Source organism: Achromobacter sp. ACM02 (assembly GCF_014851605.1).
GTDB lineage: Bacteria > Pseudomonadota > Gammaproteobacteria > Burkholderiales > Burkholderiaceae_B > Achromobacter > Achromobacter aegrifaciens.
In genome coordinates this window covers 21,327-45,662 of the sequence record NZ_JACUZY010000001.1, presented here as the reverse complement: position 1 = coordinate 45,662, position 24,336 = coordinate 21,327, and the positions used below count along the sequence as shown (strand labels likewise).

The 24,336-nt window shown below is 67.7% G+C and carries 22 protein-coding genes and 1 riboswitch; of the genes, 15 read left to right on the top strand and 7 right to left on the bottom strand.

Features of this window, described 5'->3' with window-relative positions; genetic code table 11:
- Positions 1 to 46: 46 nt before the first annotated feature.
- Complete coding sequence (locus IB258_RS00190; RefSeq protein WP_054456549.1) at positions 47 to 1,003, bottom strand: LysR substrate-binding domain-containing protein; 957 nt, start codon at positions 1,001 to 1,003, stop codon at positions 47 to 49.
- A gap of 123 nt (positions 1,004 to 1,126) precedes the next feature.
- On the opposite strand from IB258_RS00190, the gene IB258_RS00185 reads away from it, so the two are divergent.
- The 3 genes from IB258_RS00185 to IB258_RS00175 are packed head-to-tail and all read left to right on the top strand — an operon-like array spanning position 1,127 to position 5,003.
- Entirely contained in the window at positions 1,127 to 2,260 is a 1,134-nt protein-coding gene (locus IB258_RS00185; RefSeq protein WP_192351963.1) for an ABC transporter substrate-binding protein, read from the top strand.
- 26 nt (positions 2,261 to 2,286) lie between these two features.
- On the top strand, positions 2,287 to 3,501 hold the full coding sequence (locus IB258_RS00180; protein ID WP_119449091.1) for a thiolase family protein: 1,215 nt from the start codon (positions 2,287 to 2,289) through the stop codon (positions 3,499 to 3,501).
- Positions 3,498 to 5,003 (top strand): AMP-binding protein, encoded by a 1,506-nt coding sequence (locus IB258_RS00175; protein WP_192351962.1) that lies wholly within the window; start codon positions 3,498 to 3,500, stop codon positions 5,001 to 5,003. Before IB258_RS00180 ends, IB258_RS00175 begins: the two co-directional genes overlap by 4 nt.
- Positions 5,004 to 5,050: 47 nt before the next feature.
- Here the strand turns inward: IB258_RS00175 and IB258_RS00170 are convergent, their stop codons facing one another.
- Entirely contained in the window at positions 5,051 to 6,502 is a 1,452-nt protein-coding gene (locus IB258_RS00170; RefSeq protein WP_192351961.1) for a sodium:solute symporter family protein, read from the bottom strand.
- Between the two features lie 107 nt (positions 6,503 to 6,609).
- A riboswitch (TPP riboswitch) is annotated at positions 6,610 to 6,716 on the bottom strand.
- Between the two features lie 174 nt (positions 6,717 to 6,890).
- On the opposite strand from IB258_RS00170, the gene IB258_RS00165 reads away from it, so the two are divergent.
- Complete coding sequence (locus IB258_RS00165; protein WP_054456544.1) at positions 6,891 to 8,171, top strand: LLM class flavin-dependent oxidoreductase; 1,281 nt, start codon at positions 6,891 to 6,893, stop codon at positions 8,169 to 8,171.
- A gap of 47 nt (positions 8,172 to 8,218) precedes the next feature.
- Here the strand turns inward: IB258_RS00165 and IB258_RS00160 are convergent, their stop codons facing one another.
- From IB258_RS00160 to IB258_RS00145, 4 genes are read right to left on the bottom strand one after another with little or no spacing between them, the layout of a single operon-like run.
- Complete coding sequence (locus tag IB258_RS00160; protein ID WP_175182255.1) at positions 8,219 to 8,437, bottom strand: hypothetical protein; 219 nt, start codon at positions 8,435 to 8,437, stop codon at positions 8,219 to 8,221.
- Positions 8,437 to 10,341, bottom strand: coding sequence for a triacylglycerol lipase (locus IB258_RS00155; protein WP_192351960.1), 1,905 nt, complete (start codon positions 10,339 to 10,341; stop codon positions 8,437 to 8,439). The genes IB258_RS00160 and IB258_RS00155 overlap by 1 nt, the downstream gene beginning before the upstream one ends.
- Complete coding sequence (locus IB258_RS00150) at positions 10,338 to 11,372, bottom strand: DUF4105 domain-containing protein (protein ID WP_192351959.1); 1,035 nt, start codon at positions 11,370 to 11,372, stop codon at positions 10,338 to 10,340. Before IB258_RS00150 ends, IB258_RS00155 begins: the two co-directional genes overlap by 4 nt.
- Complete coding sequence (locus IB258_RS00145) at positions 11,359 to 12,042, bottom strand: MarC family NAAT transporter (RefSeq protein ID WP_054456540.1); 684 nt, start codon at positions 12,040 to 12,042, stop codon at positions 11,359 to 11,361. The genes IB258_RS00150 and IB258_RS00145 overlap by 14 nt, the downstream gene beginning before the upstream one ends.
- Positions 12,043 to 12,194: 152 nt before the next feature.
- On the opposite strand from IB258_RS00145, the gene IB258_RS00140 reads away from it, so the two are divergent.
- Positions 12,195 to 12,833, top strand: a complete 639-nt coding sequence (locus IB258_RS00140) for a TetR/AcrR family transcriptional regulator (protein ID WP_192327280.1) — start codon at positions 12,195 to 12,197, stop codon at positions 12,831 to 12,833.
- Here IB258_RS00140 and IB258_RS00135 read toward each other — a convergent pair.
- Entirely contained in the window at positions 12,794 to 14,059 is a 1,266-nt protein-coding gene (locus IB258_RS00135; RefSeq protein ID WP_192351958.1) for an MFS transporter, read from the bottom strand. The two genes, IB258_RS00140 and IB258_RS00135, sit on opposite strands and share 40 nt — an antisense overlap.
- A gap of 105 nt (positions 14,060 to 14,164) precedes the next feature.
- Between IB258_RS00135 and IB258_RS00130 the strand changes: the two genes are divergently transcribed.
- From IB258_RS00130 to IB258_RS00085, 10 genes are all read left to right on the top strand, one after another.
- Positions 14,165 to 15,118: a LysR family transcriptional regulator gene (locus IB258_RS00130; RefSeq protein WP_192351957.1), complete on the top strand. Its 954-nt coding sequence runs from the start codon at positions 14,165 to 14,167 to the stop codon at positions 15,116 to 15,118.
- A 118-nt stretch (positions 15,119 to 15,236) separates the two neighbouring features.
- Complete coding sequence (gene hutG, locus IB258_RS00125; RefSeq protein ID WP_192351956.1) at positions 15,237 to 16,040, top strand: N-formylglutamate deformylase; 804 nt, start codon at positions 15,237 to 15,239, stop codon at positions 16,038 to 16,040.
- Positions 16,041 to 16,215: 175 nt separating this feature from the next.
- On the top strand, positions 16,216 to 17,397 hold the full coding sequence (locus IB258_RS00120) for an ABC transporter substrate-binding protein (protein WP_054456536.1): 1,182 nt from the start codon (positions 16,216 to 16,218) through the stop codon (positions 17,395 to 17,397).
- Between the two features lie 85 nt (positions 17,398 to 17,482).
- Positions 17,483 to 18,340 carry a branched-chain amino acid ABC transporter permease gene (locus tag IB258_RS00115; RefSeq protein WP_054456535.1) on the top strand — a complete coding sequence of 286 codons (858 nt, stop codon included), beginning with the start codon at positions 17,483 to 17,485 and terminating at the stop codon, positions 18,338 to 18,340.
- Positions 18,337 to 19,353: a branched-chain amino acid ABC transporter permease gene (locus IB258_RS00110; protein WP_054456534.1), complete on the top strand. Its 1,017-nt coding sequence runs from the start codon at positions 18,337 to 18,339 to the stop codon at positions 19,351 to 19,353. Before IB258_RS00115 ends, IB258_RS00110 begins: the two co-directional genes overlap by 4 nt.
- Complete coding sequence (locus IB258_RS00105) at positions 19,350 to 20,105, top strand: ABC transporter ATP-binding protein (RefSeq protein ID WP_175162579.1); 756 nt, start codon at positions 19,350 to 19,352, stop codon at positions 20,103 to 20,105. The genes IB258_RS00110 and IB258_RS00105 overlap by 4 nt, the downstream gene beginning before the upstream one ends.
- Positions 20,102 to 20,809 (top strand): ABC transporter ATP-binding protein, encoded by a 708-nt coding sequence (locus tag IB258_RS00100; RefSeq protein WP_054456532.1) that lies wholly within the window; start codon positions 20,102 to 20,104, stop codon positions 20,807 to 20,809. Before IB258_RS00105 ends, IB258_RS00100 begins: the two co-directional genes overlap by 4 nt.
- Positions 20,806 to 22,044, top strand: coding sequence for a thiolase family protein (locus IB258_RS00095; RefSeq protein ID WP_054456531.1), 1,239 nt, complete (start codon positions 20,806 to 20,808; stop codon positions 22,042 to 22,044). Before IB258_RS00100 ends, IB258_RS00095 begins: the two co-directional genes overlap by 4 nt.
- A gap of 29 nt (positions 22,045 to 22,073) precedes the next feature.
- Positions 22,074 to 23,603 (top strand): AMP-binding protein, encoded by a 1,530-nt coding sequence (locus IB258_RS00090; protein WP_192351955.1) that lies wholly within the window; start codon positions 22,074 to 22,076, stop codon positions 23,601 to 23,603.
- Complete coding sequence (locus tag IB258_RS00085; protein ID WP_054456529.1) at positions 23,600 to 24,328, top strand: GntR family transcriptional regulator; 729 nt, start codon at positions 23,600 to 23,602, stop codon at positions 24,326 to 24,328. Before IB258_RS00090 ends, IB258_RS00085 begins: the two co-directional genes overlap by 4 nt.
- Positions 24,329 to 24,336: the final 8 nt, after the last annotated feature.

Sequence of the window (24,336 nt, the reverse complement as noted above, 5' to 3'; positions counted from 1 at the left end):
ACAAACATGATTACTTGTTTATATTTTATTTATTGACTGCCGGCATTCAAACGCTTGCGTCGGCGCGCACCGTCGTCGCAGCGACTCGCAGCGCATCCAGGAACAACGATGCCGCAGCCGCGGCGCGCGCATCTCGCCGCGTCATGATGCCCACGGGATGCAGCCGCGCCTGCAAGGCCAGCGGCAGGATGGCCAGTTGCCCGTTTGCCGCCAGAGAGCGCGCCACACGCAGCGGGATGGCCGACAGCAGCGAGGTCCGCTGCAACAACGAGACGATGGTCAGGATGGCGCTGGATTCGATGGCTACCTGCGGAAAGCCTGCGCCGCGCGCCGAGACGGCGGCGGCGACCATGCTGTAGAGCGCGGCGTTGCGCGACGGCAGCACCCAGCGGCAGTTGTCCAGCGCGGCGCCGCTCAGGCGGCTGCGCGAGGCCAGCGGATGGGCGGGGCCGCAGACGACTGCGGTAGCCTCGTCGTAAAGGATCTCGCATTGCAGATCCGCGTCCGCACCCTCCACCCCCAGCCGTCCCACGACGCAGTCCAGCTCGCCCGCACGCAAGGCGGGCAGCAACTGCTTTTCCAGGCCCTCGGACAGCTCTATGCGCAGAGCTGGATGGCTTTCTTGCAGGCCTTGCACCGCAAGCGGCACCAGCAGGTGCGCGACCACCGGAAAAATGCCTGCCCGGACCTTGCCGGTCGCGCCGTTGGCGGCCGCCGCGAGTTCGGCGTGCGTGGCGTCCAGCTCATTCAGCAGCAGACGCGCGCGATCGATCATCAGCAGGCCCAGCGCGGTCGGCGCGACGCCGTGATGCGAACGCTCGAACAAGGGCTGCCCTGCCAGCGCCTCGGCCTCGCCCAGGAGCTTGCTCAGCGCGGGCTGGCTAAGGTGCATGGCTTCGGCTGCCCGGTGCAGATTGCCGACCCGTCCCAGCTCGTCCAGCAAGACCAGGTGGCGGATGCGCAGGCGCGATCGCAGCTGCTGCAAAGTGGCGATTTCCGGCATGGAATGCGTCCGGCGAGTTGGTTATCGATTGATAAGGAATCGCAATTATCCAGTTATCGCCAACACGCCCATACTAGGGTCATCCCGCTAGCCGGGCGATATCCAGAAAAAAGGGGAATAGCCATGTTTCATCGTCTTGCCGCGCTGGCGCTGGCCTGCGCCCTGGCGCCTGCCGCCGCGTCCGCCGACATCCGCATTGGCGTGATCGCCAGCAGCACCGGACCCGGAGCCTCCATGGGTTCGCTGTACCGCAGCACCGTGCCGCTCCTGCCCAAGACGCTGGGCGGCCAGCCGGTGGAATACATCGCGCTGGACGATGCGACCGATCCGTCGTCCGCGGTGAGGACCGCCCGCAAGCTGATCACCGAAAACAAGGTGGACGCCATCATCGGCCCGAGCAACGTGCCAACCTCGATGGCGGTCACGGAAGTCGCCCGCGAAGCCCGCACGCCGCAACTCTCGCTGGCACCCATCGCGGTCAGCCCGGACCGCGCCGAATGGATCTTCGTGGTGGCCCACGGCATAGACCTCATGGTGGACTCGCTGACCGCCGACATGGTCAAGCGCGGCGTGAAGAGCGTGGCCTACATCGGGTTTTCGGACGCCTGGGGCGACGCTGTCTACCGCGCCTTGCAGGAATCGGCCGCCAAGCGCGGCATCAAGGTGCTCAGCAACGAACGCTATGCGCGCACCGACAACTCGGTCACGGCGCAGGTGCTGAAGATCGTCGCCCTCAATCCGGGCGCGGTGCTGGTCGGGGGCTCGGGCACGCCGGGCGCCCTGCCCCATCTGTCGTTGCGCGAACGCGGCTATCAGGGCGTTCAGTACAACACGCATGGTGTGATCAACAAGGATTTCCTGAAGCTCGGCGGCAAGGGAGTCGATGGCGTGATCGTGCCCAGCGGGCCCGTGCAGGTGGTGGAACAGCTGCCCGCGGACAGCCCGATCAAGCCGGTCGCCACGCGTTACGCCCAGCAGTATGAATCGACCTACGGCGCCGACTCTCGCAACGCCTTCGCGCCATATACCTACGACGCCTATCTGCTGCTGGACGCGGCCGTGGGCAAGATTCCGGCGGGCACCCAGCCTGGCACCCCGGCCTTCCGCCAGGCGCTGCGCGACGCCCTGGAAAGCCTGCAGGGAACCGTCGGCACACAGGGCATCTACATGATGTCGCCCACCAACCACAACGGCCTGGACGAGCGCGGCGTCGTGCTGATGCAGGCCCGTTCGGGCGCCTGGCAGTTCCTGCCGTAAGCCGCCCATTTGCAGCAGGAGTCCGCATGACCGGCGTACACATTCCTTATGGCGCGTATTGGAGCACGCCTTTCTCGCGCTGGCAGGGCAGCCTGTCACGCCTGCACAGCCTGCGTTTCGCGGCCTGGACCGCGAGCCGCGAACTGGAACGCCGCGGCATCGCGCCCGCGGCGCTGCAGAGCGCGGTGCTGGGCTGCTCGGTGCCGCAGCAGGGCTCGTTCTACGGCTTGCCCTGGGTGGCCGGCATGCTCGGCGCGCCCCATCTGGCGGGGCCGGTGGTTTCGCAGGCTTGCGCCACCTCGGCGCGGGGCCTGGCCACGGCCGCGGCCGAACTCATGCTCGGCAACGCCGAGACCTCGCTGGTCCTCATGGCCGACCGCGTGTCCAACGGACCGCAGCTCTACCATCCCGATCCCGCCGGCCCGGGTGGCTCCGGCGCGCATGAAAACTGGGTGCTGGACAATTTTTCCCACGATCCCTGGAGCGGCCTGTCCATGCTGCAGACCGGGGAGCGCGTGGCCGAGCGCCACGGCATTTCCACGGACGAGCAGAATGCGGTCACGCTGCGCCGCTACGAGCAATATGCGCAGGCCTGCGCCGACGGCCGCCGGTTCCAGCAGCGCTACATGACGCTGCCCTTCCAGGTGCCCGACGCGCGCTACGCCAAGACCGCATCGGTGCTGGAAGGCGATGAAGGCATCCACGCGACGACGGCGGAGGGTCTGGCGCGGCTGACGCCCGTGCTGCCCGGCGGCACCATTACCTATGGCGGGCAGACGCATCCGGCCGACGGCAACGCCGGCATGATTCTGGCAACCGCCGAACGTGCGCGTGAGTTGTCGCAACGTCCTGAAATCGGCATCGAGATACTGGGCTTCGGCCAGTCGCGCACCGAAAAGGGCTACATGCCGCAGGCGCCCATCGAAGCCGCCGGCCATGCGCTGCAACGCGCCGGCCTGGCCGCGGCCGACCTGCATGCGGTGAAGACGCACAATCCCTTCGTGGTCTCCGACATCGCGCTGGCGCGCGCCACGGGGTTGGACGTCATGGCCATGAACAACTATGGCTGCTCGCTGGTGTGGGGCCATCCCCAAAGCCCGACCGGCCTGCGGTCCGTCATCGAGCTTATCGAGGAACTGGCCGAGCGCGGCGGCGGACTGGGCCTCTTCACGGGCTGCGCGGCCGGCGACAGTGCAATGGCAGTGGTCCTGCGCGTGGACGCTGGCGGAGCTGCACGATGAGCCAATCCAGCCTCGAAGGCGTCCTGCGCATCCCCGCGCTGCTGGCCCGCGCGGTGCGCGACTGGCCCGAACGCACGGCCTTGGTCTGCGGCGCGCGGCGCGTCGATTACCGGCGCTATGCCGCCGAAGTCTGGGCGACGGCCCGCCGTCTGCAAGCATGTACGGTGTCCGGCGCGCGGATCGCAACCCTGCTGGGCAATTCGGACCTGGCCTGTGTGGTGACGCTGGCGTTGCAGTGCTCCGGTAACCAGCATGTGCCGCTCAATCCGCTCTATACGGCGCGCGAACTGGAATTCATCCTGCGCGACGCGCAGCCCGCGCTGCTGATTGCCGATGCCGCGTCCATCTCCGTTGCGGCGCCGCTGGCTGCGGCGCTGGGCATCCGCTTGGTCGCGGAAGACGAAGCCCGTGCGTGGCTGGAGCCTGGCATGGACGATGCGCCGCTGGACGATGCCGAGGCCCAGGCGCCGGCCCTGCTGCAATACACCGGTGGCACGACCGGACATCCCAAGGGCGTGATCCTCGGACGCGACGCCATCGCCACCAATGTGTTGCAGCGGGAACTGGCGCTGCCCACCCGCTACGGCGCCGACAGCGTGCTTTGCGCCATGCCGCTATTCCATTCCTATGGCATGGCCATGGGCCTGTTCCTGGCCGCCAGCGCCGCGGCCACGCTGGTGGTGCTGCCGCGATACCGGCCCGACGACGTCTGCGACGCGGTGGAGCGCGAGCGTATCACGCTGTTTCCGGGCAGCCCCACGATCTATACCGGCCTGCTGTCGCATCCGCGCTTTGGCGGCACCGACTGGTCCAGCGTGCGGGCCTGCTATTCCGGTTCCGCGCCGCTGGCCGAAGAGGTGCACCGGCGCTGGGAAGCTGCGGTAGGCGCGCCGATCTACGAAGGCTATGGCCAGACCGAGGCCGGCCCCATCCTGACTTACAACGGCCCGGCCGGAACCCGCCATGGCTCGGTTGGCACGCCCGTCGCGCGCACCGAGGTGCAGGTGGTCGACCTGGAAACAGGCTCGGTCGTGCTGGCGCCCGGCCAGCGCGGCGAAATCCGCGCGCGGGGGCCGCAGATCATGCAAGGCTATCTGGCCAGGCCCGACGCTACCGCTGAAACCCTGCGCGACGGCTGGCTGTACACGGGCGACATCGGCGAATTCGCGGAGGACGGATTCCTGTACATCCGGGACCGCAAGAAGGATCTGGTGATTTCCGGCGGCTACAACGTCTACCCGCGCGAGGTCGACGAAGTGCTGTACCTGCATCCCGACGTGGCCGAAGCCGCGGCGGTGGGCTGGCCCGACAGCTACCGCGGCGAGGTCATCCGCGCCTTCGTCGTCCTGCGGCCGGGCGCGGCAATCGACGAAGCCGGGCTGATCGCGCACTGCCAATCGAATCTGGCGCGCTACAAGGTGCCGGCGGTCATCTGCATACTCGACGCCCTGCCCTACACGGGCGCCAACAAGGTGGACAAGAAGGCGCTGCGCGCGCCATGAACGCAGCGCGGCGCTCGCTGAAAAGCGCCGCGCTGCAAAGCGGGCGCCTAGACGGGATCCCGATCCAGCCGGCGCACCGCCGCGCTCAGCGTCGAAAAATCGAACTCCTCGCGGCCGCGCAACAGGCAGCGCATCAGCACGGTCGTCACCACCGGCACCACCGCCGCCAGCAGGAAGGACTCCAGCAGGAACGAGGGCTTGTCGCCCGGCGCCGGGAAGTAGAACAGGCCGGCCGCCAAGCCGGAGATGGTGGCGACGGTGGCGGTGAGGCCGTCGTGCTTGCGGCTGAACAATCCGTAGAAGACCGGGAAGGCGGCTGCGGAGCACAGCAAGTCGGCCAGCAGGAACAGGTACAGCACGCTGTAGCCTTGCGAGGCCACGATCATGACCGGAATGGCCATCAACAGCACCAGCCAGCGCGCCAGCCGCTTCATGGTCATGGAGCTGGCGTTGGGCATCAGGCGGCGCATGTCGACCGCGATGATGCTGGAGACGGCGCTGATCGCCGTGTCGGCGGTGCTCATGACCAGCGACAGCCCCAATGGAATCAGCGCAATCACGAACCATGCGGGGGCATGCGGCATGATGACGCTGAAGAGCGCGATGGAGCTGTCTCCCTGCGGCGCCAGGCCGACGAAGGCCAGGCCGAACAATCCCATGAGGAAGATGAAGGGCGCGACCAGCAGGCCGCCCAGCAGGAAACCGTTGCGCATGGAGCGCGCGTCGCGGGCGGCATAGATGCGCTGCCAGTTGCCCTGGTGGAATATCCCGGTCAGCAGGATGGCGACGAAGAAGGTCAGCCCCGCCTTGATGCCCACCGGATCGGTCAGGTCCAGCAACTGCGGCGCCTTGGCCTGTAGCGCTTCGATGGTGGGCGTGGCCCCGCCCGCGGCTTGCCAGCCGACCAGGCACAGGATCACCAGCAGGGGCACGATCACCATCATCTGCACCTGGTCCGTGAAGATGGACGAGCGCAGGCCGCCGTAGGTGGTGTAGAGCAAGGTGGTGCCCATCACGATGGCGGCCGTGGCCCATAGCGGCACCGGCGCCAGCATGGTGACCAGCTTGGCGATCGCCGTGACTTCGGCCGACAGCGCAATGAAGAGATAGAACAGCATGATGAACAGCGCCAGGCCGTACATGGGCCGGCCGTAGCGCGCCATCAGGAACTCCGTCAGGGTGTGGCCGTGGGGGATCAGTTCGCGCATGCGCCGTCCCAGCGGAATCATGACCAAGCGCGGCGACATCGATCCCAGCGCGTAGCCGATGACCGCAGCCAGGCCGCCCCAGGTCGCCGCCTGCGCGGGCGAGAACAGGATCCAGGCGCCCAGGGTCGAGGCCATCAGCGTCAGGATGGTGCCGAAGGCGCCCTGGCTGTTGCGGGCGACGATGTAGTCTTCCAGCGTGCCGCGCTTGCGCCGCGTGTACAGCACGCTGGCCACGGCAAAGCCGCCCGAAAACAGCAGCAGCCACATCAGGGCGGTTGATTGGGTCAACATGGGTATCGGTCCTCCCGCTGCCGGCGGACAGCCGGACGCGCAACGCGGCGGCCCCGCCACGCTGGTGCGCAGGCCGCAAGATGAATGAAAGTCTAGGGAGGGCGCGCGGACTGCGCGATGTCCTTCCCTTCGCCGGCATTACCCGGATCAGGTTCAAAGGGTTACCGCGATGCCGCGGAATCTCAGCCCTTGCAGGGCTCCCCCAGGAATTGCCGCAAGATTAGGAGAGCGGCACGGCAATGTCAACGCGCCAGGCACGGACGACCGCCCACGGCTTTTGTGCTAAGTTCGCCCGCGTGCGGCGGCAGTTTTCCTGTCCGCCGCCGCAATCGTAGAGCCTGACCATGCCTATCGCGCCTTTTACCGCCCCTGCCCGGGCCGGATCGCCATGCTGCATCTGAACCTGTTCATCTTCGGCTGCGGCCACCATCGCGCCGCCTGGCGCCATCCGGATTCGGCCGCCGAGCGGCTGGGCGACATCGCCTATTACGAGGAACTGGCGCGCACCGCCGAACGCGGCAAGCTGGACGCCATTTTCTTTGCCGACGGACAATCGGTCGACAACATCGGCGACGGCCCGCGCTGGCACCTGGAACCGCTGACCGCCATGGCCGCGATTGCGCGCGCCACCTCCCGCATCGGCCTGATCAGCACGGTCTCCAGCACCTTCTTCACGCCCTTTCACGCAGCCCGCATGGTGGCCTCGCTGGACCATATTTCGGGCGGTCGCATGGGCTGGAACGTGGTCACGTCCATGTTCGACGCCGAAGCGCGCAACCACGGCTACGAGTCCATGCCGGGGCACGACTGGCGCTATGCGCGCGCCGAGGAGTTCGTCGACGTCGCATTGAAGCTGTTTGACTCTTGGGACGCGGATGCCCTGGCCATCGATCGCGCCGGCGACTATGGCGTGCCTGCGCGCGTACACAAGATCGGCCATCATGGCGAGCATTTCCTGGTCGATGGCCCCCTGACGGTGCCGCGTCCCCCGCAAGGCCGCCCGGTGCTGTTCCAGGCCGGCGCCTCGGACCAGGGCCGCGATCTGGCCGCGCGGCGCGCCGAAGCGATCTACGCCGTCGCCTACGACCTGCCCGCGGCGCAGGCCTACTACCGCGACATCAAGCGGCGCGTGCTGGCCGCCGGACGCCCGGATTTCGTGCCCATCATGCCGGGCCTGGTCACCTACGTGGGCTCGACCGAGGCCGAAGCCCGGGCCAAGCAGCGCGAACTGGACACGCTGCTGCCCAGCGACGCGTCGCTGCGCCAACTGGGCATGTTCGTGCTGCAGGATTGCTCCGCCTGGGAATTGGACGCGCCCGTCCCCACCCTGCCGCCCCTGGCCGAATTCACCGGCCCCAAGGGCCGCTACGCCACCATCCTGCGCATCATCGAAACCGAAAAGCCCACCGTGCGCCAGTTGCTCGGAAGGTTGGCGGCCGGCGGCGGCCACTGCACCATGGTGGGCACGCCCGAACAGATCGCCGACAGGATGGAACACTGGTACCGCAACGAAGGCGCCGACGGCTTCAACCTGATGCCGCCTTCCCTGCCCGGAGGCATCGACGATTTCGTCGAGCAAGTGATTCCGGTGTTGCAACGCCGGGGGTTGTTCCGCACCGAGTACCAGCACCGCACGCTGCGCGGGCACCTGGGGCTGGAATCCCGATAGGCCGGCGCAGCGGCCCCTGGCCGGCCATTTCGTTCCTGCGCGCAGGATTATCCGGCTTGCGTGACAGGCCGCCTGTGCTTGGCCTTCGCGGCATCGCGCGCGGCTGCCTCGACGATCAGGGCCTGGCGTTTGCGGAAAGTGGCCTGGCGCCTGGCCGCTGCGCGCGTCGCGATCCAGTCATAGAGCAGTACGCCCGGCTGGCGCAACAGCGCCGCGATCAAGATACCGGCGGCGGCGCCCAGCAGGCCGAACAACAACCCGTGCATCAGCGCGCTCCCTGTTCCAGCTGAAGCCGCAGAATGCGCCTGAGCTCCAGGATCGCCTGCGGCGTCTCCTGCACGCTGTGCGAGAACGGAATAATCTTCTCGGACTCGGCTCCGTCCAGATGCGCGCTGCGGTACGGCACCAGCCCGTCGTCCGAATCCGCCAGCGGGACGCCGGGCGTATTGTTCGCAATGATGCTGTGGTAGCGCACCGCCGGCGAAATCGGCATGGACTCGGTCAGTTTCACAAATCGGTCCTTTTCGCTCAGGTTGTCCACGCCATTGGGCACCCGGATCGAGGTTTCTGGCCGGGGCGGCCCATCGGCGTCGGCCAGCCTGTTGAGCTTGGCGAACTGCCTGACTACGGTCACAGGCAGCGTGATCAGGTTGGACAGCCAACGCGACAAAGTGTTCTCGGCAAATGGCGTACCCCGGTGCGGCGCCGCGATGAACACCGCGCGCGAGATGCCGGGAAATGGCTCGAAGCTCAGCACCGGGTCGAATTCAGCATGCGCCTCGGCCAGGCGGGTCTCGTCCAGCTTGGCGTGGTCGCGCAATGCGTCCCAGAGCACGGTGCCGGACGAGGATACCAGCAGCCGGCTCAGCACGCCCCCCATGCTGTGCCCGATGATAACGGCGTCGCGTGAAGCCTGCGCCGCCCCCATGGGATCGAAATGCTCGATCGTCTGGCGCAGCGCATCGCGGATGGCGCGGTTGTTCAGCGCCAGCGGCGTGTTGGTCGGGTAATAGACCTGCCAGATCTGGTAATTCTGGCGCAGGGTTTCATCGCCCAGCACCTCGTTGGCGACGTTGATCCAGGCCTCGGGGCTGCTCGCCAGACCGTGCAGCATGACGACGGTGCGCCGGTCCGGGTCGTAGGGCTGTAACAGGTATACGTGCGGCGCCTCGATGCCCTCTTCCTTGCCCAGCACGTTGCGCAGCGCCTGGGTGGCGAAGCCCGACCGCGCCAGCCACAGGCCGTAGCCCGACGTGAAGTTGGCGGCCAGCGGCACCTTCGTGCCGGCCAGTTCGACCGAGTCCCGCTTGTATGGATCGTAGGCCGCCAGGGTCGCATTGTGCGTGGCCATGACTTCCTCCAGCGTGCCGCCGGGAAAAGCCATGATGACGGTCACTGCCGGAAACGGCGTTTCACTGTACGGCGTCTTGAAGGTGTCGGCATCGTTGACACGGCGCGCCGTGACCGCCACCAACTCGGCGCCGAAGCCGTCGCGCCGGTACATGCTGCGCAGCCCCCGGAAGGTCAAGTTAGCCGCGGGCACCAGTTCGTGCGGAAACTGCTTGCCGCCGGGCAGCTTGACATCGGACATCTCGCCCACGACCTGCCAGGGCCCCGCCGCCATGCTGGCCCCGGGTTCCGGCGGACGGCCGCGATGCTGCTCGAACAGGCGCGTGACGGCCTGCTGCACCGCGTAGTTGTAATAGTCGCGCACCTGGGTCTGGCGGTCCTCGAAGGCGCGGTCGCTGGGCGAGCGCGGCGTGAAGAACAGATAGGCATAGGCGGCCCGCGCCGTCTGCAGATAGGCGTCCAGCAGCTCGTCCTGGCCGGCCTGGCCGTCGGGGCGCTGCTTCTCCGTGGCCAACGCCTCCATCAGCCAGACTTCGGACAGCGTGGAGAGGCGCCGTTCGCTGTCCAGCCCATCCATGGTGGCAAGCGCGCGGGTACAGGCGTCGCGATCCTTGCGGCATTCCTGCGCGTTCAGGCCCAGCACGGCCATGGACTCGCGCGCGGACGCGCTCAACTGGCCGGTGGTGAGCACGTCGCCGCGGCGCTGGGCGATGTAGTCCTGGGTGCTGACGGAAGACACCTTGACGCCTGCGCAGCCGGCGCACAGCAGCAGGGCCAGGATCGCGCCGCCCTTCGCGCCGACCGCCCGGATTCCGCTCACTGCGCGGCCCCAGCGGATGCCGGCTGGCGGATGGCCCGCGAAAACTCGACCGGATCGGGGCCCGGCAAAGCGGGCTTGCCAAGGTAGGCTTGTTCGCGCAGCTTGGCCAGCGGCTTGCTGGTATCCAGCCCGCCTTGTTCGTAGAGGTATTCCGGCAGGTAGCCGGACAGGAGGATGCGGTAATCCATCGGCAGGCCCGGCACGATGGCGCGCACCATGCTGTAGACCAGCGTCGTGCAATTGGCGGTCACCGTGTGATAGAAGCGCGGCGCGTCGGCCAGTTCATTCGCGGTGCGCACATAGGACAAGAACAATTCGCGCATGGCGGGCACGGGCATGTCGACGGGATACAGGTACACGCGTTCGGCGCGCGGCCCGGCCCGCACGTAGAGGATGTCGCGCTCCTGCGCGGCGATCACGCTCAGTTCGAACTGCTTGAAGAAGCCGCCGATCTCGGAAAACTGCTCGCCGCGTTCCTTGCGGATCTCGACCGAAAACACGACGTGACGGCCGTCGGTGAAACCGAAGGAGACCAGCGTGTGGGCGATGGCCGGGCTGCCCCAGTACGACAGGACCATGTCCACGGAAACGAGCTCGTTCAGGTTGTACTGCTGGATTTCCCAGCGCGCCGTGTAGCGCGCGTCGGTATCGGCCTGCCAGTCGAAGTTGCGCACGCTGTCCAACGTGACGATAGAGCCGGAGACGCTGCCGCGCAGCGTGCGCGCCACATCGTCCGCCCAGATCCGGTCGTTGGACGGGGCCAGAGTCTGCCACCAGACGCACAGCGCGGCCATGCCGATCAGCCAGGTCCAGGCGGATCGCCGCGTGCGTCCGCGCCACAGCGCGACGGCCGCATACAGGCACAGCGCGGCCCAGGCCAGCGCCGCTGCGCCTTGCACCACTGTGCCGCCCGGCATGCGGTAGAACAGCGCCAGACCGCCCCACAGCGCGGACAGGATAAGAACAAGACTGAAGATGACGCGTCCGGCGATCGCCAGGCAGCCGCGCCCGGGTCGATTACATGCCGCCATGCTGTTGCACGATTTCCAGAACGCCGTTGATCACGAACTGCACCGCCATGCACACGAGCAGGAAGCCCATGATGCGGGAGATGGCTTCCACCCCGCCCTGCCCGATCACGGCCACGATGCGCCCGGCCGAACGCAGGCATATCCAGAACAGCAGGCCCAGCAGGGAGAACACGAGGATGGGAGTCACCGCCAGCACCCAGGGCGCATAGGTCTGCGTCACCGAGGCATCGAGGGTCGCCGCGCCGCTGATGATCATGGCGATGGTGCCGGGGCCCGCCGTGCCAGGCATCGCCAGCGGCACGAAGGCGATGTTGGGCGTCTGCCGATTGGCCTGGGCATCAGCCACGTCGGCCTCGGAGGCGGTCGACGGCGCGGATGGGAACACCATGCTGAAGCCGATGCTGGCCACGATCAGCCCGCCGGCGATGCGCAGCCCCGGGATCGAAATGCCGAAGGTATGCATGATCCAGGCGCCGGCGTAGTAGGTGACCAGCATGATGCCGACCACGTAGAAGGCGGCCTGCCTGACCTGGCGTTCGCGCTCTTTATAGGGAATCTGCTGGCCCAGGGACAGCAGCAATGTCATGGAGGTCAGGGGATTGGCCAGGGGCAGCATCAAGGCCAGCCCCAGGCTGACCAGTTTTCCCAATTGAACCAGGTCGTCGATCATGGTGATGAGCGCTGCGGGCGCCGGCGTTGCGGCGGGTCACAGCTGCTTGGATGATGTTGCAAGCGCGTAATGTACTATACATTACACAAATTCAACCAGACATCCGCCTGGTGCAAGAGAGTCCGCGACCGATACGCGGCCATGGGAATGAAGTGAATACGATTCCAGACGATACGGCGCCGCGCGCGCTGACCAGCCGGGGCGAGGCGCGCCGCGAGCGCCTGCTCGAAGCCGCAACCCAGTCACTGCTGGAGCACGGCTACGCGCAAACTTCCATCCAGCGCATCGTGCGCCAGGCGGGCGGGTCGGCGGCCACCGCCTACCTGCTATTCGGCAACAAGGAAGGCCTGCTGGTCGCGGTGCTGGAGCACGAATTGAACGGCATGCGCGCGGCGGTCTTCGCCGACGCCATGCTGGACCAGCCCGTCGGTCCCGCTCTGCATGAACTTGCGCGACGCCTGCTGACCTACGCCCTGCAGCCCAAATCGGCTGCGCTCTACCGCCTGATCGTGTCGGAATCGCATCGCCTGCCGCACCTGGCCGAATCCCTGCGGCAGGCGGTGGAAGTGCAACTGCACGCGCCCCTGGAACAATGCCTGACACGCGCTTGCGCGCGCGGCGAATTGCGCATCGACGATCCGCGCCTGGCAGCGCGTACCCTGGGCAACCTGATCAACGGCATCGCCTCGCACGCGCGGCTGACCGGCGGCCGCGCCGACGGCCCCGACGCAGACCATCTGGCCACCTGCCGCTACGGGGTGGATACCCTGTTGCGCGCCTTCCGCGCGTAATCGCCGCGCCACTCGCCCCACCCAGCCCGCGCCAGCATCAGCGCCGGCCAGAGCATGCAGGCCGCGGCCAGCCATAGATTGGCCCGCAGCCCCAATGCGTCCACGCTGGGCACGCCCAGCAGCGAACCTGCCGCGATGCCCAGGTTGAACACCGCGACGAACAGCGATGTGGCGGCTTCCACGGCATCCGGCGCAGCCTTCATCATCCAGGTTTGCAGCGACACCGACACCGCGCCATAAGCCAGGCCCCACAGCAAGAGCAAGACCGCGACGGCCGGGCGCAACTGCCCCAGCATGCCCAGCAGCAGCAAGACCATCAGCAGGCTGACCGCGATCATCAGCAGCGTCGCGGCCGGCCGCCTGGCGGCCGCAGTCCCGCCCAGGAAGTTGCCCGCCACACCCGCCGCGCCGTAGGCGAAAAGCAGCGGTCCGATCCAGTTCTCTCCGAACGCCGCGTGGATCTGCAGCAGCGGACGGACGAAGGTGTAGGCCATGAAATGGCCCGCGACCAGGAACAGCGTGATCAGGAGACCCCGCCGCAGGCCCGGATTGGCCAGCTGCGACACCAGTTGGCGCGGACGCAGCGAACGCGCGGTGGGCAACGGCGGCAGGCTGAGCAGATTCAGCAGCAGCACGGCGGCGCACAGCGCGGCCATGGCGCCGAAGGCCGCGCGCCAGCCGGCCAGCTCGCCGATGAAGGCGCCCAGCGGTACGCCCAGCACGGACGCCACCGCGACCCCGCCGAAGATGATGGACGTGGCCAGTCCCACCGAGCCCGCCCCGACCAGCCTGCCCGCCAATCCACCCGCGATCGCCCAGATGCCGCCGATGCAAAAGCCCACCAGCACCCGCGCCGCCAGGAACCACGCCATGCTGGGCGCCCAGGCGCTGGCCGCGTTGGCGCAGGCCAGCAGCGCCAGCAAACCGCAAAGGATCACGCGGCGGTCCGCCCCCTTCGCGCCGATGACGACCAGCGGCGCGAACAGCGCCGCCAGGATGGCCGGCACGAACAGCATGAAGCCGCCCATGCCCACCGAAACGTCGAGCGCAGCGGTAATGGGCACGAACAGCCCCACCGGCAGCATTTCGGTGGTGACCACGCAGAAGGTCGCCAGGCCGACGGCGATCACGCCCAGCCACGCACGCCAGCCAGCGCGCTCAGGCATGGGTTCGGTATACGAAGCGCCGGCGATGGCGTGGTCTTCAGGGGAAATGCCGCGAGTCATGGTCAAAGGTTCCAAGCAAGGCCCAGGCCGGGCCGACTCCTGGGCAGTCTACTGTTTCCATTTCGCTGATAAAGTAGGAAAACCAATAAACACAAGGGACGAATCGTGCGCAATTCATCCTACCCAGCCGCCCGTCTGGACCACATCGGCGATCTGCTCGCGTTCGTGCGCGTGGCCGACACCCAGAGCTTTACCGCCGCGGCCGAAAAGCTGGGCCTGTCGCGTTCGGCCGTCGGCAAGTGCATCGCGCGCCTGGAACTGGGCCTGGGCGCGCGGCTGCTCCACCGCAGCACGCGCAGCGTCAGCCTCAGCGACGAAGGCCGCGTCTTCTACGAACATGCGCAGCGCATCCTGTCCGAAGTGGACAACGCCACCGACGCCATGGCCAGCCGCAAGCAGGCGCCGCGCGGCCGGCTGCGCATCGACCTGCCGGTATCGCTGGGACGGCTGCACATCATGCCGCTGCTGCGCGACTACCTGCGCGATTGGCCCGAAGTGGAGGCGGACGTCAGCTTTTCCGACGACTACATCGACCTGGTGCGTGACGGCGTGGACGTCGCCATCCGCATCGGCGGCGAAATCGACAGCCGGCTGGTGCGCCGGGTGCTGGCGCCGCATCGCCTGATCACCTGCGCCGCGCCCGGCTACCTGGCCCGCCACGGCGCGCCAGCCAGCCCGGATGACCTTGCTGGCCACCGCACCCTGGCCTACACCCATGCCGGCGCACTGGTGCCCTGGCGCTTTGCCGTCAACGCACAGGAACGCAGTGTTCATGTCGCTGGACGGCTGAGGCTGGGCAACACGGAAGCGCTGCGCGACGCCGCGCTGGCGGGCGAAGGCATCGTCCAATTAGGCGCCTTCCTGGTGGGCGAGGATCTGCGCGCCGGCCGGCTGGCGCCGGTACTGGAATCGGTAGCGCCGGCCGGCGCGCCGGTGTGCGCGGTCTATCCGCACCGGCGCCACCTGGCGCCCAAGGTGCGCGTCCTGATCGACGCCATCGCCGGCAGATGGCGCGGCGGCGCGCCCTGGACCAGCGACGCCGCGCCGCCGCGGCCATAGGCGCGCGCCCGATCCACTATGATTGCCGGCATTGCCCCGCCGGGCGCAATACCGGACACCCAGGGACGCTGCCAGGCATGCCCTTGCCTGCGCCCCGCCATTTCCCCCGGAGTTTTACTTGAGCGACATCTACCAATTCAGCCGCGGCACGGCGCCGCTGCTGATCTCCATTCCCCATCTGGGCAGCATGATCCCCGACTCGCAGCGCGCGCAGATGACGCCGCTGGGCCTGCAGTCGGGCGACACCGACTGGCACCTGGACACGCTGTACAGGTTCGCCGAGGCGCTGGGCGCGTCCGTCATCGGCGCGCGCTATTCGCGCTACGTGGTGGACCTGAACCGCCCGCCCAACGATGAAAGCCTGTATCCCGGCCAGACCAAGACCGGCCTGTGCCCGACCCAGACCTTCCGCGGCGACGCCCTCTACCGCAACGAGGCCGTCCTGACCGACGCGGAACGCGAGCACCGGCTGCAGACCTACTGGAAGCCCTACCACGCCAAGCTGTGCGAGGAGATCGACCGCATCAAGGCCGAGCACGGCACCGTACTGCTGTGGGAAGCGCACTCGATCGCCAGCGTGCTGCCGCGCCTGTTCGAAGGCAAGCTGCCCGACCTGAACATCGGCACCGCCGACGGCGCGGCCTGCGCGCCCGACATCCTGGCGCCCGTCGAAGAGCGGCTGCGCGAAAACACCGCCTACACCTGGGCGGTGAACGGCCGCTTCAAGGGCGGCTACATCACGCGCCACTACGGCAAGCCCGCCGACAACGTCCACGCCATCCAGCTGGAAATGTGCCAGTCCACCTACATGGACGAAACGCATCCCTACGCCTATCGCCCCGACCTGGCGGGCCAGGTCATCCCGCTGGTCGAAAGCATGGTGCAGTCGGCGCTGAAACAGACCGAAGCGCGCCAGCGCTAACCGCAAGCCGGTCCCCACCCCGAACCGCCCCAGGCGCTTGCCGCCTCGGGGCGGTTTTTTTTGTCTCGGCGCTCGGGTATTCCCCAATTTTTCACATCACAATCCAAAACGTAGTATCTCAACCGCGCTACGTAAAACATTACGAGCCATGACGAAAAATACGCGGAGACAGAAAATGAAGACATGGAGTCACGCCGCCTGCGGCGCGCTGGCGCTGTGCGCCCTGTATGCGACAGGGGCGCGCGCCGCCGATCCCGACACGTTCAAGATCGGCGGCGTGGTCTCGCTGTCGGGGACCTACGGCATCTTTGGCGAAGACATGCGCAAGGGCGTCACCATCGCCATCGAGCAGCGCGGCGGCAAGGTGCTGGGCAAGCCCATCCAGGTCACCTGGGAAGACGATGAAACCAAGCCGCAGCCCGCGGTGCAGAAAACCACCCGCCTGATCTCCGATGGATCGCAGATGATCTTCGGCGCGGTCAGCTCGGCCAGCACGCTGGCCATCATGAACATCGCCAAGCAGCGCAAGATTCCCCATCTGGTCACCATGTCGGCCGACGACAAGATCACGGTGCCGGGCGGCTCGCGCTATACCTTCCGCACCTCCAACACGCTGGGCATGGAGCAGCGCATGGCGCTGGCCTACTCCAAGGAGCAGAAGCTCAAGCGCATCTACGGCGTGACGGCCGACTACCAGGCCACGCGCGACAGCTGGGACTGGTACCGGCGCGAAGCCGAGAAGGCCGGCATCGAGATCGTGGGCGCCGATTTCCCGCCGCTGGGCAATCGCGACTATTCCTCCATCGCCGACAAGATCGCGCGCTCCAACGCCGACGGCGTGGCGCTGTTCATGACGGGCTCGGACGCCGTCACCATGGTCAAGCAGGCCGGCCAGATCGAACTGGGCAAGACGCGCAAGATCTTCGGCCCGGTGATCGCCGACGAGACCATGGCGGCCGGCGTCGGCCCCACCGCGGTCGGCGTGCAGTCGGGCGTGAGATATCACTTCACCGTCGAGAACGACGCCAACAAGGCATTCGTCGAGGCTTTCCGCAAGAAATACAACGAGTTCCCCTCGGCCGCCGCTGGCGAAGCCTACGACGGCATGAGCTGGTGGCTGGACGTGGTCGACAAGACCGGCACCTGGGACAAGGAAAAGTGGGTCGAGGCGTTTGCCGCCAGCGAGCGCACCAACTCCGTGGAAGGCAAGAAAACCATGCGCGCCTGCGACCACCAGGCCATGCAGAACGGCCTGTGGGGCGTGGTCGACACGGGCAAGCCGCCGCAGCCCGCCTACGTCATGGACATCGTCAAGGTGTTCCCGCCGGATCAGGTTTTCGAACCCTGCGCGGGCTGAAGCCGCCGAGTGACGCACCCGCCGGTCCTCGTGGACCGGTTTTCCCCCCGGCGCGCCCCTGCGCGCCGCCTGACGGATTTTTGCCATGTCCACCGTGATCATCGGCCTGAGCCTGGGAATGCTGCTGTTCCTGCTGGCGTCCGGCCTTACGCTTATCTTCGGCATGCTGGGCGTCATCAACTTCGCCCATGGCGCGCTGTACATGCTGGGCGCCTACCTGGCCTTCGACATCCAGCTGCGCACCGGTTCCTTCATCGCCGGGCTGGTCGTGGCAACGGTGGGCGTCGGCCTCGTCGGCGTGGCGATGGAACGGCTGGCCCTGCGACCGCTGTACAACCGCCCGCACTTCTATCAACTGATCCTGACCTTCGGCTTCATCCTCGTCATCAGCGAGGCCGTGAAGTTCGTCTGGGGCCTGGGCTACCAGGAAACGCCGATGCCGGCGCTGCTGGCGGGCACGGTCGAACTGGCCGGCAGCACCATCCCTGTCTACCGCCTGTTCGTCATCGTCTTCGGCCTGCTGGTGTCGGCCGCGCTGTTCTTCGTGCTGGAAAAAAGCACCTTCGGCATGCTGGTGCGCGCGGCCAGCAGCGACGGCGAAATGGTGCGCATCCTGGGCCTGCCGGCCGCCACCATCCGCAGCGCGGTGTTCGGCGTGGGCGCGGCGCTGGCCGGGCTGGCCGGCGCCATCTCCGCGCCGTTGTTCCCGATAGAGCTGGGCATGGCCACCAACACCATCATCGACTGCTTCATCGTGGTGATCCTGGGCGGGCTGGGCAATATCCGCGGCGTGGTCGCGGCGTCGCTGTTGATCGGCATGGTGCGTGCGGTGGGCTACACCTTCATGCCCAGCTGGGTCGACATCCTGACGTTCGCCATGCTGATCGCCACCCTGCTCACCCGTCCGCAAGGACTGTTCTCCCGCCAAGCGAGGCTGGCATGACGACTTCCCGCCAAGATGCCGCCATCGCGGCAGGCGTGGCCGCCGCGGTGATCGCGGTGCCCTTCTGCACGCAAAACGACTTTCTCCTGAACCTGACCATCCTGATCATGGTGTGGTCCATCTTCGCCGTGGGTTTCGACCTGGTGTTCGGCCTGCTGGGCATGGTGTCCTTCGGCCACGCGGCCTTCCTGGGCACCGGCGGCTACGCGCTGGCGCTGGCCACCCAGCGCTACGGCCTGCCATTCGAGGCCGGGCTGGCGCTGGCCGTCGTGGCGGGCGCGGCCTGCGCCTGGATCTTCAGCGTGTTCGCGCTGCGGGTCTCGGGGATCTTCTTCGCCCTGGTCACGCTGGCGCTGTCACAGCTCATGTACATCCTGGCCGACAGCAAGTTGCGCGAATGGACCGGCGGCGCCGACGGCCTGCCCGGCATCGGCCGGCCGGAACTCGCGGGGATAGACTTCTTCGATACCGTGAACTTCTATTGGTATGTCGCCGCCGTGTTCGCCCTGGTGATGGCCTTGATGGCGATGCTGCGCGCTTCACCCTTCGGCCGCGCGGTCGCGGGCGTGCGCCAGAACGAGATCCGCGCCGCCCAGCTGGGCTACAACGTGCAGCGCCTGAAGCAGATCACCTTCCTCGTGTCCGGCGCCGTCGGCGGCCTGGCGGGTGGACTGCTGGCCGCGGTGCTGATGTACATGAACCCGCAGATGCTGCACTGGACCACCTCCGGCGACGTCATCATCATGACCCTGCTGGGCGGCGCCGGCACCCTGTGGGGACCGGTGGCTGGCGTGCTGCTGTTCGAGGCGCTGAAGGAATGGCTCAGCGGCTGGACGCCCTATTGGTACGGCATCCTGGGCCTGGTCTTCATCCTGGCCACGCTGTACTTCCCGCAAGGAGTGCTGGGCGCGCTGCAGGCCCGCTGGAGCCGCAAGCGCCCCGCGGCGCCCGCCCCCGCCAGTCCACCCGCGCCCGCCGTGCCGCTGGCGCCGCGCGAAGGGAGCCCGTCATGAGCGATATCGCACTGCAATGCGCACAGGTCAGCGTCACCTTCGGCGCGCTGCGCGCCATCGAGGACTTCAGCTACGCCTTCGAAACCGGCCGCGTCTACGGCCTGATCGGCCCCAATGGCGCGGGCAAGACCACCCTGCTCAACGTGCTGTCCGGCAACCTGCCCGGACATGGCGGGCGCATCCTGTGCCACGGCGCGGACATCTCGCGCCTGCGGGCCCATGAGCGCGCCAGGCATGGCATCGGCCGCAGCTTCCAGATCACCAAGATCTTTCCTGAAATGACGGTGCTGGAGAACCTGCGCATCGCCGCGCAGATCAGCCATTCGCATCTGCTGCCGTTCTGGCTGGCGCCGCGCTACGACCGCCGCCTGGCGTCCACCATCGACGCCATGCTGGAACTGACCGACCTGACGGCATGGCGCGACACCGTGGCGGGTACCTTGTCTTACGGCTTGCAGCGCGCGCTGGAGCTGGGCCTGACGCTGCTGCCAGACCCGCGCATCCTGCTGCTGGACGAACCGCTGGCCGGCGTCGGCCACCATGAGATAGCCGCCGCCACCCGCCTGATCCGCCACGCCGCCGCCGGCCGCACGGTGCTGCTGATCGAACACAACATGGACGTGATCATGACGCTGTCCGAACACATCGTGGTGCTGTCCAACGGCCGCAAGGTGGCCGAGGGACCGCCGGCCGCCATCCGCGACGACGCCACCGTGCGCGCCGTCTATCTGGGCGAGGAGGTGGCGGCATGATCGAACTGCAACATGCCAGCGTGCACTACGGCCAGGCGCTGGCGCTCAAGAACATAGGCTTGCGCGCGGCCCAGGACGAGATCGTCGCCATCGTCGGGCGCAACGGCGCTGGCAAGTCCACCGTGCTCAAGACGCTGATCGGGCTGCTGCCGCTGTCCGCCGGCAACCGCCTGATCGCCGGCCAGGACGCCACGCGCCGCGCCGTCGAACAGATCAGCCGCGACGGCATCGCGCTGGTGCCTGACACGCGCCGCATCTTCCCCAACCTGACGGTGCGCGAAAACCTGCGCATGGGCGCACTGGCGCACCAGCCCGGCTACTGGACGCAGGACCGGGTGCTGCAGGTCTTTCCGCGGCTGGGCGAACGCATAGGCTTCCATGGCGACCAGCTATCCGGCGGCGAACAGCAGATGCTGTCGATCGCGCGCGCCCTGCTGGGCAATCCGCGCGTCCTGCTGCTGGACGAGCCGACCGAGGGGCTGGCGCCGCGCATCGTCAACGAACTGATCGAGGTCTTCGCCGAAGTCCACCGTCAGGGCACCGGCATCGTGCTGGTCGAGCAGAACCTGAAGGTGCCTGCCCGCCTGGCGCACCGCCAGTACGTGCTGGACCACGGCGAAATCGCCTGGAGCGGATCGGCCGCGGAAGTCCAGGCCGACCGCCACATCATCGAATCCATCCTCACCACGGGCATCCAAGCATGAGCAACGACACCACCTACATCGCGGGCGTGGGCATCACCCGCTTCGACAAGCAGCCGGCCAAAAGCGTCAAGGACCTGGTGCGCGACGCGGTCACGCAGGCGCTGGCCGACGCGGGTTGCGACGCCGCCGACCTGCAGGCGGCCTATTTCGCCACCGCCGGCCAGGGTTCCATCGAAGGCCAATACATGGTGGCCGGCCAGGTTGCGCTGAAGGCCATGGGCATCGCCGGCATCCCCGTCGTCAACGTGGAGAATGCCTGCGCCAGCTCCAGCACCGCGCTGAACGCCGCGCACTTGTACGTAGCCTCGGGCGCGGGCGACATCTGCCTGGCCGTGGGCGTGGACAAGCTGTTTTCCGAGGACAAGGCCAAGAGCTTCGCCGTGTTCGACGGCGCCTGGGACGTGCACGACGCGCCGGCGCAGATGGCGCGCCTGATGGCACTGGCGCCCGACGTGACGCCCCCGCCCGGCTTCGAAGAGCCGGGCAAACGCAGCGTGTTCATGGACATCTACGCCAGCCTGGCGCGGCTGCACATGAAGACCTTCGGCACCACCCAGCGCCAGCTTGCCGCCGTGGCCGCCAAGAACCACATGCATTCCACCCGCAATCCGCTGGCCCAGTTCCAGTACCCCATGACGATAGACGAGGCCCTGGCCGCCCGGCCCGTGTCCTGGCCGCTGACCCTGCCCATGTGCGCCCCCATCAGCGACGGCGCAGCCGCCGCCATCGTCTGCAACGCCCAGGGCTTGAAGCGCCTGCAACGCGCCCGCGCCGTGCGCTTGTACGCCAGCGTGCTGCGAACCGCCACCGACCGCCCGGCCGACCGCTACGACCGGCACCTGTGCCATCTGGCCGCGCTCGAGGCCTACGAGCGCGCCGGCGTCGGCCCGCAGGACATGTCGCTGGCGGAAGTGCACGACGCCACCGCCTTCGCCGAGATCCAGCAGACCGAGGCGCTGGGCTTCTGCGCCTTCGGCGAAGGCGGACCGATGGCCGAGTCCGGCGCCACCAGCCTGGGCGGCCGCATCCCCATCAACGTGTCCGGCGGCCTGTTGTCGCGCGGCCACCCCATCGGCGCGACCGGGCTGGCGCAAGTCCACGAAATGGTGATCCAGCTGCGCGGCGAAGCCGGCGCCCGCCAGGTCGAAGGCGCGCGCTTCGCCATCGCCGAGAACGGCGGCGGCTTCAACGGCGTGGAAGAGGCGGTGACCTGCATCACCCTGCTTGGCCGCTGATCCGCGCCCCCATCAACCCAGAGACCGCCATGCATCTCAGCTCTCTCTTTCACCGCAGCGCCACTATTTACGCCGATCAGCCCGCGCTGGCCGCCGGCACCCGCGATCCCCTCAGCTACGCCCAGCTTCAGGCCCGGGTGCAGGCGCTGGCCGGCTGGCTGCGAGGCCCGCTGGGCCTTTTGCCCGGCCAGCGCGTCATGCTGGCGCTGCGCAACCACCCCAGCTACATCGAATCGATGCTGGCCATCTGGCACGCCGGCCTCTGCGCCGTGCCGGTCAACGCCAAACTGCATCCCAACGAACTCGAATACATCCTGCGCGACAGCGATGCGCGCCTGTGCCTGTCGCAAGGCGAATTGCTGCAGGCGCTGGCGCCCGTCGCCCGCAGCTTGCCAGCGACGCGCGTGGTGGACGTGGAGTCGGCCGAATACGCGGCCGGCGCCCTGGGCCAGCCCTTGCCCCTGGAAACGCGTCCGCCCCAGGACCTGGCCTGGCTGTTCTATACCAGCGGCACTACCGGCAAGCCCAAGGGCGTCATGCTCAGCCATGCCAACCTGGTCGGCATGTGCCTGAACTTCTATGCCGACGTGCAGCCGGTACAGCCCGGCGACGCCATGGTCCACGTGGCGCCGCTGTCGCACGGCGGCGGCCTCTACAGCATTCCGTACTGGCTGCACGGCGCCTTGCAGATCGTGCCCGACAGCGGCGGCCTGGACGAAGAAGAACTGTCCGGGCTGCTGACGCACTACCGCAACGTCAGCCTGTTCGCCTCCCCCACCATCGTGCAGCGCATGGTGCGCCACGCCCGTCAGGCAGGCGGCCCGCCGCCCGGCCTGCGCACGCTGATCGTGGGCGGCGCGCCGTTCTACATCGAAGACATCAAGGACGCGGTGGCCTGCTACGGCGCGCGCGTGGCGCAGATCTACGGACAGGGTGAAAGCCCCATGTCGATATCGGCCTTGTCCGCCGTCCAGATCGCCGACGCCGTGGCCCGCAACGATGACGCGCTGCTGGGCTCGGTGGGGTACATCCAGTCGGCCATGGACGTCGAAATCCGCGAGGCCTCCGGCCGGCCGGCAGCCCCTGGCGAATTGGGCGAAGTCGTCGTCAGCGGGCCGACCGTAATGCAGGGCTACTGGAACAATCCGCGCGCCACCGCCGACACGCTGGCTGACGGCTGGCTCCATACGGGCGATATCGGCATCCTGGACGAACGCGGCCTGCTGCACCTGAAGGACCGCTCCAAGGACGTCATCATCAGCGGCGGCACCAACATCTATCCGCGCGAAGTGGAAGAGGCGCTGATGCGCCACGACGCCGTGCAGGAGGTCTCGGTGGTCGGCAGCCCCGACCCCGAATGGGGCGAGTCGGTGCTGGCCTTCGTGGTGCTCAAGCCCGGCGCCCGGACCTCCGAGCAGGATCTGGACCGGCTCTGCCTGGAATCCATCGCGCGCTTCAAGCGCCCCAAGCGCTACGTCTTTCTGGAGGAGCTGCCCAAGAACAGCACCGGCAAAGTGTTAAAACGCGAACTCCAACAACGCGCGCTTCCGACTCCATGACCCAAGCTTTCCCCCTCTTTGGCCGCACCGCTGTCAGCCAGACCGAAAAGGCCTATTGCGCCCTGGAGGAAATGATCGTCACCGGCGAACTGCCGCCTGGCAGCCAGTGGTCGGAAACCACCCTGAGCGAACGCGTCGGCATCGGCCGCTCGCCCGTGCGCGACGCCCTGCAGAAGCTGGCGTTCCAACGCCTGGTGGAAATCGCCCCGCGCCAGGGCATCTTCATCTCCGAGATCGACTACCAGGGCCAGTTGAAGATCATCCAGGCGCGCCGCGAGATCGAACGGCTGATCGTGGCCCAGGCCGCGCAGTGGGCCGACGACGGCGAACGCGCCGAATTGGCGCAACTGGCCCGCGAACTCGAAGACCTGAAGGCCGTCAACGACATGCGCATGTACATGCGCCTGCATTTCACCCTGACCAGCCAGATCGGCGCCGCCTCGCGCAACAGCTACGCGGCCGAGTTCCACGCCATGCTGCAGACGCTGGCGCGGCGTTTCCTGTACTTCCACCAGAAGCGCCATCCGGACCTGGTGCAGATCTGCGAGCTGCACATCCAGCAGATCAACGCCATCGTGGAGGGATCGGTGGAGCGCGCCATCGCCACGGCGGAGGCGCGCAACGACTATGCCGAGAACCTGGCGCGCAACATCCTGATGGAGCTGATCGTCACCTCGGCGGTCACCATCAGCAAGCCGCCGCGAGGCCGCAGCGGCGCGGACTGACGCCCCGG